Annotated in this window: 10 protein-coding genes and 1 pseudogene; 9 read left to right on the forward strand and 2 right to left on the reverse strand. The window is 37.2% G+C overall.

What is annotated here, in order from left to right:
• Positions 1-37: 37 nt before the first annotated feature.
• Together RRY75_RS08845 and RRY75_RS08850 are read left to right on the forward strand one after the other, a co-directional pair.
• Positions 38-901, forward strand: a complete 864-nt coding sequence (locus RRY75_RS08845) for an NAD(P)/FAD-dependent oxidoreductase (RefSeq protein WP_332527494.1) — start codon at positions 38-40, stop codon at positions 899-901.
• A gap of 215 nt (positions 902-1,116) precedes the next feature.
• Positions 1,117-1,797, forward strand: coding sequence for a hypothetical protein (locus RRY75_RS08850; protein WP_332527493.1), 681 nt, complete (start codon positions 1,117-1,119; stop codon positions 1,795-1,797).
• Positions 1,798-1,844: 47 nt separating this feature from the next.
• Here the strand turns inward: RRY75_RS08850 and RRY75_RS08855 are convergent, their stop codons facing one another.
• On the reverse strand, positions 1,845-2,726 hold the full coding sequence (locus tag RRY75_RS08855) for a DegV family protein (protein WP_332527492.1): 882 nt from the start codon (positions 2,724-2,726) through the stop codon (positions 1,845-1,847).
• A 143-nt stretch (positions 2,727-2,869) separates the two neighbouring features.
• Here RRY75_RS08855 and RRY75_RS08860 point away from each other — a divergent pair, with 143 nt between their 5' ends.
• The 7 genes from RRY75_RS08860 (at position 2,870) to RRY75_RS08890 (ending at position 11,178) form a co-directional block, all read left to right on the forward strand.
• Positions 2,870-3,319, forward strand: coding sequence for a metal-dependent transcriptional regulator (locus RRY75_RS08860; protein WP_332493532.1), 450 nt, complete (start codon positions 2,870-2,872; stop codon positions 3,317-3,319).
• 85 nt (positions 3,320-3,404) lie between these two features.
• The gene (locus RRY75_RS08865) at positions 3,405-5,066 is read left to right on the forward strand and encodes a putative polysaccharide biosynthesis protein (protein WP_332493533.1); all 1,662 of its coding nucleotides are present in this window, start codon (positions 3,405-3,407) and stop codon (positions 5,064-5,066) included.
• Between the two features lie 99 nt (positions 5,067-5,165).
• Positions 5,166-5,774, forward strand: coding sequence for a hypothetical protein (locus RRY75_RS08870; RefSeq protein WP_332527491.1), 609 nt, complete (start codon positions 5,166-5,168; stop codon positions 5,772-5,774).
• A gap of 132 nt (positions 5,775-5,906) precedes the next feature.
• Complete coding sequence (locus RRY75_RS08875) at positions 5,907-7,130, forward strand: NAD(P)/FAD-dependent oxidoreductase (protein ID WP_332527490.1); 1,224 nt, start codon at positions 5,907-5,909, stop codon at positions 7,128-7,130.
• A gap of 91 nt (positions 7,131-7,221) precedes the next feature.
• Positions 7,222-8,814, forward strand: a complete 1,593-nt coding sequence (locus RRY75_RS08880; protein ID WP_332493536.1) for an NAD(P)/FAD-dependent oxidoreductase — start codon at positions 7,222-7,224, stop codon at positions 8,812-8,814.
• Positions 8,815-9,150: 336 nt separating this feature from the next.
• Positions 9,151-9,690, forward strand: a complete 540-nt coding sequence (hpt, locus tag RRY75_RS08885) for a hypoxanthine phosphoribosyltransferase (RefSeq protein WP_332493537.1) — start codon at positions 9,151-9,153, stop codon at positions 9,688-9,690.
• Between the two features lie 150 nt (positions 9,691-9,840).
• Positions 9,841-11,178, forward strand: coding sequence for an FAD-dependent oxidoreductase (locus tag RRY75_RS08890; RefSeq protein WP_332493538.1), 1,338 nt, complete (start codon positions 9,841-9,843; stop codon positions 11,176-11,178).
• A 178-nt stretch (positions 11,179-11,356) separates the two neighbouring features.
• Here the strand turns inward: RRY75_RS08890 and RRY75_RS08895 are convergent.
• Positions 11,357-11,860 (reverse strand): annotated as a pseudogene (locus RRY75_RS08895) (hypothetical protein); the annotation flags it as partial.

Below are 11,860 nucleotides of genomic sequence, written 5' to 3' on the forward strand. Positions count from 1 at the left end.
AGAACCTTTTGTAAAAAAAAGAAAGTGAGGATATAAAATGTTAGATATAGCAATTATTGGGGGAGGACCGGCGGGTCTTTCAGCGGCCATCAATGGCGTTATTCGTAATAAACAAGTAAAAATCTTCGGTAACGATATTACAACAAGCTATTTATATAAAGCTGAGAAAATAGATAACTACATTGGAATGATTGGTGCAACAGGCCCACAGATGATGGAAGCCTTCTTGGGTCATGCCAAAGAGATGAATGTAGAAATTGAAAACAAAAAAGTACTTGAGATTTTCAATATGGGCGACTTCTATATGCTCAATGTAGAAAATGAATTTATTGAAGCTAAAACTATTGTTTTAGCCAATGGGATTACAAAAGCAAGTTCTGTAGAAGGAGAAGAGGCTTTCCTTGGAAGAGGTGTAAGTTACTGTGCAACATGTGACGGTCCACTTTATAGAGGTAAGACTGTAGCTATTATTGGAGACAGTGCCCATGCAGAAGAAGATGTAAATTATTTGAATGAAGTATGTGAAAAAGTATTTTATATTCCCCTCTATAAAAATATAGGTAAGCTTGGAGATCGTGTGGAAGTGGTAACAGGTAAACCTCAAGCTGTAGAAGGAGAAGGTGTGGTTAATAAGTTAGTGCTTAAAGACCAAGAGTTAGAAGTAAGTGGTGTGTTTATTATTAAAGAAAGTATTCCAACAACACAACTTTTAAAAGGTCTTGAAATTCAAGATAAATCTATCAAAGTCAACAAATTCATGGAAACCAATATGCCAGGTGTCTATGCTGCTGGAGACTGTACAGGACGTCCTTATCAAGTGGCTAAAGCCGTAGGAGAAGGGGCAACAGCTGCACTTCAAGCAGTGAGCTACCTCCATATAAAAGATAAAGTAGCAAAATAATCAAATAATAGGGGCTGTTGCATTAAGGAATGAACATACAATATGTTGTAGTATTTCTTCTTAATGCAACAGCCCCTTCTAGTTTTCTAGAAACAAAAGGTAAAGGGTGTGGGCTAAAAGGGTTGAAGAAGTAAAAGGCATAAACAAAGTTTAAAAAAGTAGTTCTAAAGGGGCTTTCTTGTCCATAAAAATAGTTAAAAAGGGGGAGGACGTCCATGTCAACGAGTTACTTTTTACTCATTGTATTATGTGTCATAGCTTTAATGGTTTTAATGCTAAATATAGGGATTGTACAAAAAAAGGAGAATGTAGGGCTGAAGTGGGTGTGTACTGTTTTATTTGGATTTGCAATGATGCGCTATTTGACGCGCATTGTTTATGGTGATCATCCAACACTTGGACAGCTTGAAATATTACGTTATTTTTACTTAGCCACCAGTATAGGTCTCACTATAACTATGGCCTCGGCTGTATGGTCCATTACACCTTTTATCAAAGAGAAGTTAAGCTATTTTGCCTACTTGATTTGTTTTATACCCTGGATTCTGTTTTATTTATATGTTATTGTGACTCAGCCTACACAGATAGAGCCGGCAACGTTTGGGTATACTTTAGCACTTACAGGCAAATTTCCCATTTACTTAAGTGTTGTACAAGGCAGTTTTGTCGCCATTATGATTTTGTTATGTACTATTGGATTTTTTAGCTATAAGAACGAATATTTAAGAAGTAGCTATGCCCTTATCATTGCAGCATGTGTCTTATTAACTTTAGATGGTATAGGGTACTTTGTTAAAATTTTAAATATTATCCCACCCTTTACAGCTACAGAGATTTTTGGGTTTATGGCTATTGCCTATGCTTTTTATATTCAACCTGTTAAACGTAGGGTATAGCATATAAAAAGAGAGGACATCCTGTGTGGAATGTCCTCTTTGTTTCATTACATAAGTGTTTCATATTTTGGAATAATACAGATACCACATGCATCCGGTCCTGTGTTGACACCGATTGTTACACCAATGAAAAAGAACTCATCAGGGATAGATGCTCCAATAGCTGTTCTAGCACTTGCTAAAATGGTTGTAGCATCATCAGTGTTATCAGCATGCCCTACAAGGTAGTTAAAGTCCTCGGGACGGTTTCCTACATACTCAGCAGTTGCTTCTACAATTTTAGCAATAGCTTTTTTCTTACCACGCACTTTTGAAAGTGGGTAAAGTTGGCCTTTTTCAAGGAAAAGAATCGGTTTAACGTTGAGCATGGTGCCAAGAAGTGCAGAAGCTTTGCCAATACGTCCACCGTTCTCTAAGTAATCAAGTGTATCTACAAAGAAAAAGATTCTCGCTTTTTCAATGAGTTTGTCTGTCATTTCAATAATTTGGTTAAATGCAAGTCCATCTTGAATCATACGACCAATCTCTGTTACTAAAAGTCCTTGACCACCTGTGGCATTTAATGAATTAATAATAGCAATTTGCGCATTAGGATAATTTTCTAAAATAAGTTCTTTGGCATTAACAGCTGAGCTATAAGACCCACTGAAATACCCGGATAAACAAACACAGATAATGGATTTTCCTGCCTCAGCAAATGGTGTAAAGACTTCAAGGTAATCATTGATTGATGGAAGTGATGTTTTAGGGAAGACTTTGCTTGCACGCATTTTACTATAGAAATCTTTAATAGGCATTTCTATAATTTCTTTAAAATAGTCTTCTTGATTAAAAGAAACATAAAAAGGAATGCGTGTAATACCAAATTCTTTCACAATACCGTCATTCAAATCACTTGATGTATCTGTTATAAGTACGATTTCACACATTATATTCACCTCCTTAAATTTAATTCTAAATTGGTTCATTTTCTATTATAGGGGAAGCGCTTAGAGTTTGCAAGATAAGTTTAAGCATTAAGATAAGCTAGGGTGGCATATACTATACTGTTATAGGAAAAGGAGGAATGGATGTGCTCTCTTCAAGTTTAGAACAATATCTCATTCATATTTATAAGTTGAGTGAGCAAGGGCAAGAAATTAAAAGTAGTGATTTAAGTACTGAACTTAGCATGCCACTCAAAAAAACCATCCAAGCCCTTCAACGTATGCACTTTCAAAAATATATTATTTACCTGGCTTATCAACCTATTACCATTACAGACAAAGGAAAAGAGATGGCTAGATATTTAGTTTCTAGGGACACCCTTATTGATGAATTTCTAGATATTTTGCAATTGACCGATCACAAAGAAGAGGAGCGAGAGAGCCTAAAGCAATTCTTATCTTACGAGACGCTTGAAAGTATTGAGCGATTTGTCTGTTTTGTAAGACAGTATCCTGAGATTATGAATCGGTATCGTTTGTATAATAAACGTAAAATGCGTTGTAAAATATTAGAGCCGTTACCTGAAGAAGAGTAGTGTACCCCTTTAAGGTACACTATTTTTATGCTATAATAGTACACTAAGATAAACAATGAAGAATTTAAGGCTAAAGGAAAAGACTATGGAGAATACTAAACAATCAGGCGCACATATTTTAAAAGGTGCGATGATCTTATCAATTGCTGTATTTATTAGCAAACTTATTGGGATTTTATATCGCATCCCTTTAACCGGTGCGATTGGAGATGGTGGAAACGGGATTTTTGCACCATCGTATCAGGTTTATATGGTGATGCTTACCCTTTCGTCGGTAGCTCTTCCAACAGCTATTTCAAAAATGGTCTCTGAAAGACGTGCAATAGGCGCTTACGAAGATGCACACCGTGTTTATAAGATTGCTATGATTTATTCTGTATTAATTAGTGCGATTTTATCCATCATTTTATGGTTTGGTGCAGATTGGATAGCAACAGCTTTCTTTAATATGCCAGAGGCGGCCATGCCAATGAAGGCTTTGGTGCCAGCTATTTTCTTAGTAGCCATTATGGCTGTTATGCGTGGTTACTTCCAAGGGATGAGTTCGATGACGCCAACGGCTGTATCACAAGTTGTAGAGCAGTTTGTACATGCCATTGTCAGTGTGGTATTGGCATATATGCTCCTTAGTACAAGTTTAGAAGCTGCTGTAACAGGTGCTTCATTTGGTACATCAGTGGGAGCACTTTTTGCACTTGCTGTACTTGTTTTTGTCTATTATTTAATACGTCCAACCATTCAAAAGCGTAGACGCAAGTCACAAGCTTCAACGGGAGAAAGTAACGGAGAAATCTTAAAAAAAGTACTTGTTATGAGTATTCCGATTATGATTAGTACTTCTATCTTTTCTATTATGGGACTTATTGATTACTCTATGATTTATAAGATTTTGCCAGGTACTATTGAAAAAATGACTCTGGGTGGTCAGCTTATGAACTTGCCTATTTCTGACCCACAAGTATTGACGAACCAAACAGCTATTGTCAACAGTTTAGCAGGACAGTTTTCAACCAAGTATACAACCCTTATCAATTTACCAGTTAACTTAATTTTGACATTAGGGATGGCGGTTATTCCTGCAATTTCAGCAGCTGTGGCTAAGCAAGACTATAAAGATGTAAGACGTAAAACCAATATGGTGCTTAAAATAGGTATGCTCTTTGCAGCACCAGCGGCAGTAGGTCTAATGGTATTTGGTGACCAAGTGATACGTATGCTCTATAGCATGGCACCAGATGGGGGAGAACTTCTAGTGTATGGGAGCATTAGTATTATCTTTATCACCATTGCTCAGATTACAACAGGTGTTTTACAAGGTATGGGTAAACAAAGCATTCCTACCGTTCATGCAGGCATTGCCTGTGGGATCAAAGTAGTTGCCAATCTTGTGCTTTTATCTATGCCAAGTATGCATATTTATGGTGTCGTGCATAGTACGTCACTATGTTACTTAGTTTATGCTATTTTAAATGTTGTTTATTTAATGCGTACCATTCATATTAAATTAAATCTTAAGAAACTGATTATTAAGCCTATTTTAGTGGCAGCGGTAATGGGTATTGTAAGTTTTGGGCTGTTTCGCCTTTTAGTGGCACTCTTTGGTCATGGGACATTGATGATGCTTATTGTCATTCCAATTGCTATGGTTGTCTACGGTGTAGTAGGCCTTTTAACCCGTACCATTACAATCAAAGATGTGGAAAATATACCAGGTGGTACGAAACTAATTAATAAGCTTTTCAAATAGGTATAAAGCTAGATAGAATAAGGTTTGAAGATGTATAAAGGTCTGAAAACATGGCTATACTCCAAAACGAAAGAAAGATAGATGTTTAGGAGGATACTCATGTTTACGAAGAAGCAATTTCTTACTTTACTTACTGTTGCTGTATTCGTTTTTATTATAGTGACCAGTGGATGTTATTGGCTAGCTTATCAGAAGGGACTTAGTGCCCCTATTGTTAACCCGGATGCTGTTATTGAAACGTTTGAAACAGAAGAACCTATAAGTGAAGTAGAGGTTAAGGACAATAGCAGAATTTTACCAACAACTAAGGTACAAGCTAAAATATTAGATCAAGAAGGCTATATTATAGAAGAGAAATATTTAGATACCTTAAGTTTACTCAGCAAGACTATGGAAGAAGTAGGAGCCCTTTTCGAGGATTATAAAATTGAAAAGTTCACCCCAGAAGAAGTCATTTTGACGAGGCAGATGTATATTGCAAAAGAAGCACCGTCATTTAGTTTGGGGATAGAAAAGGGAGAAATAGGCATTTTAGTAGGAGGTAGTACTCCGAGTTTTATTCAGTTGGGGTTAAGTACAAGGGACTTTTCCGCATGGACAGTAGAACTACTTTCGAGAGAACCCATCCACATTACAGTAGAGCAAAAGCGTAAACTTGAAAAAGATGCCTATTATATAGAAGAAATTTTACAAAACTATAGTGAATAATAAGAGGGGTGGGGAGCTCCCAAGTCTTCTATTCTATGTGATAGAAGGCTTGGGGCTTACTGCCTCTATTTGTTTATACTTGCAAAGTGTATCAAATCCCCCTACAATAAAGACAAAGAGAGGAAGATGGACATGAGGGATATAGCAATTATAGGCGGTGGTGCATCTGGACTTGTAGCAGCCATTACAGCAGCAAGACAAGGCGCACGTGTCACCGTTTTTGAAAGACAAAGTAGAATTGGCAAGAAGATTCTTGTAACAGGTAACGGAAGATGTAACATGACGAATATCAACATGAAAAGGGAGCACTTTCATACAGCAAGTCAGAAAGATTGCTTTTTACCTATTCAACATAAAGATGTAGAGATGACCTTAGACTTTTTCAAGAGTTTAGGCATTGAAAGACTTGTGGAAAATACAAAAGTATATCCAGCCTCAGAGCAAGCAAGCAGTGTGCTAGATGTCATGCGTATGGAAATAGAGCGCTTAGACATAAACGTACTGGTGGATACAAAGGTGATTAAGTTAAGGCCAGAAGGTACAAAGTGGCAAGTATGGACTGAAACACAAGAAAAGTATACTTTTGACCGTGTGATTGTAGCTACAGGAGGATTGGCAGCGCCACAACTTGGGTGTGATGAAACAGGATATGGCTTGCTTAAGAAACTCGGACACCATCAAGTCCCCAACTTTCCAACCATTGTACACATTGTTTCACCAACTAAGTATTGTAAGATGATGAAGGGCATGCGCTTTAAAAGTGAAGTGAGTATCCTTGTAGAAGACAAAGTTTGCCGTATAGAACGAGGTGAAGTACTCTTTACAGAAGATGGGTTATCAGGCCCGCCTATTTTCTTACTTAGTCGTATTGCAGCAGAAAGTTTTGCAAAGAAACAAAGTTGTAAAATCCATATGGACTTTATGCCAGACCATAGTAAAGAAGACTTGGTGGCAATGATCTATGAACGTATAGGTCAAGGAAACCATAAAAATATAGAGGAGTTATTTGTAGGCTGGCTCAATAAGCGTGCTATTATGGCCATAATTAAGCAAGCAGATGTAGGGAGCCCACTAGCACCTTGTGAAAACTTAGAGTATGAAATGGTAGAAGCCCTTGCTCAGTCTATGAAACAGTTGATTTTTGAAGTTCATGGCACAAGAGGCTTTAAGTTTGCCCAAGCTACAGTAGGAGGCATTACTTTAGATGAAGTGAACTTAGAGACTATGGAGTCCTTGAAAGTGCAAGGCTTATACTTAACAGGTGAAGTACTAGATGTAGATGGAGACTGTGGTGGGTACAACTTACAATGGGCATGGTCTACAGGATTTGTAGCAGGCGAAGCTGCTACCCTATAATAGAGGTTAGTAGCTACTATAAAAGTGATGCAAAACATTAGCGTGATGCAAAACATTAGCAAACAAATATAGAAAGTTCGAGGAAATCAAAATGATTCGTGTACAAGACCTTTCCTTAACGTTAAAGGAAGATGAAAGCGTATTAAAAAGCAAAATTTCTAAAAAGTTACGTATTGCACCACAAGAGGTGGTGTCGTACCGTATTTTTAAAAAGGCCATAGATGCCCGTAAGAAACAAGATATTAAACTTGTCTATACAGTGGATGTAGAGACAACAAAAGAAAAAGAACTGCTTAAGAAGTTTCCAAACCTTCAAGCACCTGATTTAAGCTATCACTATCCAGAAAGCGGGACTCAGCAGCTCAAGCATCGTCCAGTTGTCGTGGGAAGTGGACCTTGTGGGATGTTTGCTGCTTTGATATTGGCACAAATGGGTTACAAGCCAATAGTCGTTGAGCGAGGTAAGGCAGTGGATGAGCGTGTACAGGATATAGAGGCCTTCTGGAAAGAGGGACAGTTTAATCCAGAGTCTAATGTACAGTTTGGAGAAGGTGGTGCGGGGACCTTTTCAGATGGCAAGCTCACGACTCAGATTAAAAATGTACGTTGTCATAAAGTGTTAGAAGAGCTGGCACGATTTGGCGGACCAGAAGAAATTCGTTATAAAAACAAACCCCATATTGGAACAGATGTCCTGCGAGATGTAGTGAGAAATATTCGTCATGAAATTGAACACTTAGGTGGGACTTACTGCTTTGAGACCAAGTTGACAGGACTACGTCTAGAAGATGAAAAGATAAAGGCTATAGAACTTAATCACAATGAGTGGTTAGAGACCGATGTCTGTGTTTTAGCATTAGGACATAGTGCGAGAGATACTTTCCAAATGCTTTATGACCAAGCGGTGAACATGATCCCTAAGCCATTTGCAATGGGCATGCGTATTGAACATTTGCAAGAATGGATTAACACTTCTCAATATGGTGATGCACACAAAGACGATCCAAAGCTTGGTGCAGCAGAGTACAAGCTTGTCCATCATGCAAGTAATGGGCGTGCAGTTTATACTTTCTGTATGTGCCCAGGCGGGTATGTGGTGGCTTCAGCCTCAGAAGAGGGGATGGTAGTGACCAATGGGATGAGTGAATATGCTAGAGATGGTGCTAATGCCAATAGTGGGATACTTGTCAACATTAGCCCAGAAGACTTTGGGTCCACACATCCTTTAGCAGGTGTAGAACTACAAAGGAAGTTAGAAGTGTTAGCCTATCGACTAGGAGGAAGTAACTACAAGGCACCACTCCAACGTGTAGGTGACTTTATAGAAGGCAAAGAAACAACAGAACTAGGAGTTGTTCAACCAACTTATGAGCCAGGTATCGTATACAGCAATTTACGAGGTGCATTACCAGACTTTATGGGAGATGCTATTGTAGAAGCGCTAGGCGTATTTGGGAAGAAGATAAAAAACTTTGACCATCCAGATGCTCTTTTTACTGGGTTTGAAACAAGAAGCTCCTCACCAATCCGCATAAGTAGAAATGGAGACTATGAGGCTAACATCAAAGGAATTTATCCAGCAGGTGAAGGTGCCGGTTATGCAGGTGGAATTACCTCAGCAGGAGTAGATGGTATTGAAGTGGCAGAAGCTATTATCAAAATGTATCAGCCATTAGAAAAATAAGTAACAATAAGAGAAATTGAAAATGCTATTGAACCACAAATGTGCAGGTGAAGAACTTTATGATAGTGACTTTTTTAAGAGACAAACACAAGCAGAAGCCTATAAAACTTCCTTTGAACACGTAGCTTTTTTGTGAGAAGAAGCTGTAACTAGGCTTAAGCATATAGAATTCAAGTATTATACAACTTTTGAAAAAAGAAAACCTATATTTAAACCGTTGTAAAATAATATCTCTAAAAATCGAACGTTATTTCATAAACAATAAAATTTGTTTGAGTTTATAGCCTCTATTTGTTATAATAGTAGTATGAAAAGACAAATATGAGGTGGACGAGGATGCAAAACGATATCGCACGTATATTACTAACTGAAGAAGCAATTCAAGACAGAGTAAAAGCATTAGGTGAAGCAATTACCACACAATACGCAGGCAAAGAACTTCTTGTTGTAGGTATTTTAAAAGGCTCAAATGTTTTTATGAGTGATTTAATTAGACAAATTCAAATTCCTTTAAAAATAGATTTTATGATTGTTTCAAGCTATGGTAATGCTACAGAGTCAACAGGTGTAGTGAAGATTATGAAAGACATTGAACAAAGCATTAGTGACAAACATGTGTTGATTGTAGAAGATATTATTGACAGTGGTTTAACACTTAAATATTTAACAGAGATGTTGAATACAAGAAAACCAGCAAGTATCAAACTTTGCACACTTTTAGACAAACCAGCAAGACGTAAAGAGCGTGTAGATGTAGATTATGTAGGGTTTGAAATGCCAGATGAATTTATTGTAGGCTATGGCATTGACTATTCAGAACACTATCGTAACTTGCCTTACGTAGGTGTTTTAAAACCAGAAGTTTATGAAAAATAGATAGAATTAAAAGGAGCTACTCCACTTTGATCAACAAAGTAGGGTAGCTCCTTTTAAGTTTTTAAAGAATAATAATTATCAGTTGATTATTGCTTAGATGTATATTATAATAAGAACGAGGATAAAATGACTTCTAAAGGAGGCTAAACTATGAAAATTATTGTAATTGGATGTACTCATGCAGGTACAGCAGCTATTGTAAATACTAAAAAGCTTTATCCAGAATCAGAAATTACAGTTTATGAAAAAAATAATAATATTTCTTTCTTGTCTTGTGGAATTGCACTTCATGTAGCAGATGTAGTAAAAGACCCTAAGGGACTTTTCTACAACTCGCCAGAAGGCTTGAATGAACTTGGTGTAGTGACTAAAATGGAACATGAAGTCACACGCGTAGATATTCAAAACAAATGTGTGGAAGTCAAAGATTTAAATTCAGGTGAAACTTTCCAAGATACTTATGACAAACTGATTGTAACGCTTGGTTCTTGGCCAATCGTTCCACCAATTCCTGGCATTGAACTTGAAAATATTGTATTATCTAAAAACTATAATCATTCTGAGACCATTATCCAAAAAGCAAAAGAGGCCAAACGTATTGTTGTTATTGGCGCAGGCTATATTGGTGTTGAGTTAGCAGAAGCATTCCAAATTCTTGGAAAAGAAACAACACTTATTGATGCAGAAGCACGTATTATGAGTAAGTACTTAGATGCACCTTTTACTGAAAAAGCAGAAGAAGCATTTAAAGCTCATGGTGTAGCACTTGCAACAGGTGAAAAAGTTGTGCGTTTTGAAGGTGCAGAGGGCAAAGTGAGTGCAGTTGTAACAGATAAACAAACTTATGAAGCTGATTTAGTTGTACTGTGTATCGGGTTTAAGCCTAATGCGGACTTACTTAAAGGTCAAGTAGATATGCTTCCCAATGGAGCAATCATCATTGATGAATATATGCATACAAGTGCAGAAGATGTTTTTGCTGCAGGAGATTGTTGTGTAGTTGGTTACAACCCAACTGGGGATAGCCGTTATATTCCACTTGCAACCAATGCAGTACGTATGGGTACACTTGTAGCTAAAAATTTAGTGCAACCAACCCTAAAATATATGGGTACACAAGGCACATCAGGCATTAAAATTTACGAGTATAATATTGCCTCTACAGGGTTAACAGAAGAAGTTGCCAGAACAACAACTTCAATGAAAGTAAAATCTGTTATTTTAAATGATGCATATAGACCAGAATTTATGCCAACCCACGAAGATGCATTGATTAAACTTGTATATGAAGAAGACACCCATAGAGTATTGGGTGGACAAATTATTTCTAAATATGATTTAACACAACTTATGAACACACTCTCTGTAGTGGTTCAAAACAAGATGACAGTAGAAGAGCTGGCTATGACAGATTTCTTCTTCCAACCACACTTTAACAAACCATGGAGCTTATTAAATTTAGTGGCTTTAAAAGCACTCGAAAACTAAGGTAATACAAAGTTTACTCGCTATGAACCTGTATTTACCAAGTTTCCTCCTACAACTATTAAAATAAAAGGATATATTATCCTTTTAACTATTTAAATAAATCTAGGGCTAAAAAAGAGGGTGTATACTGCAAAGTGAGTTTGCAGTATACACCCTTAATTCTATATTCTCTCATCTCTTAACAAATCTCTTTAAAACTTACAATACTATCGATATTGATATAAATAATCTTTCCAGAACCAATTACCAAAGCTTTTATACAATGTTCATCTACACCTAAAATACATACTGGACCTTGTTTTCTTTCTAAATAAATCATTACCTTTTTACCTACTAACCTACGTAGCTCATGGGCAATGGAACCGCCACAACTTGTGTCACAGTCACAAGGCTGCCTATCACAAGTTGTATATAAGTTGATTTGTTCCTGATTGCATGGGTAAGGACGATCACAAAAGTTTGGTGTAGGCCTACAAGGTGAGTAAACATTTTCAAATTCGCAACAAGGATTAGGTCTTGAGGTAGGGGGCTGACAAGATTTGCAGCAAGGCTCATCACCATAACAAGGATTAGGTTTTGGAGTAGGGCGCTGACAAGATTTGCAACAAGGCTCATCACAACAAGGGTTAGGTCTTAAGATAGGGCGCTGGCAAGGTTCAAAGCAAGGCTCATCACAACAAGG

This window comes from Niameybacter sp., assembly GCF_036655075.1.
GTDB lineage: Bacteria > Bacillota > Clostridia > Lachnospirales > Cellulosilyticaceae > Holtiella.

Bases quoted from the DNA above. Each gene is read 5' to 3' on its own strand.
- RRY75_RS08845 (WP_332527494.1), top strand. From the start codon at position 38: ATGTTAGATATAGCAATTATTGGGGGAGGACCGGCGGGTCTTTCAGCG.
- RRY75_RS08850 (WP_332527493.1), top strand. From the start codon at position 1,117: ATGTCAACGAGTTACTTTTTACTCATTGTATTATGTGTCATAGCTTTA.
- RRY75_RS08855 (WP_332527492.1), bottom strand. From the start codon at position 2,726: ATGTGTGAAATCGTACTTATAACAGATACATCAAGTGATTTGAATGAC.
- RRY75_RS08865 (WP_332493533.1), top strand. From the start codon at position 3,405: ATGGAGAATACTAAACAATCAGGCGCACATATTTTAAAAGGTGCGATG.
- RRY75_RS08870 (WP_332527491.1), top strand. From the start codon at position 5,166: ATGTTTACGAAGAAGCAATTTCTTACTTTACTTACTGTTGCTGTATTC.
- RRY75_RS08875 (WP_332527490.1), top strand. From the start codon at position 5,907: ATGAGGGATATAGCAATTATAGGCGGTGGTGCATCTGGACTTGTAGCA.
- RRY75_RS08880 (WP_332493536.1), top strand. From the start codon at position 7,222: ATGATTCGTGTACAAGACCTTTCCTTAACGTTAAAGGAAGATGAAAGC.
- hpt (WP_332493537.1), top strand. From the start codon at position 9,151: ATGCAAAACGATATCGCACGTATATTACTAACTGAAGAAGCAATTCAA.
- RRY75_RS08890 (WP_332493538.1), top strand. From the start codon at position 9,841: ATGAAAATTATTGTAATTGGATGTACTCATGCAGGTACAGCAGCTATT.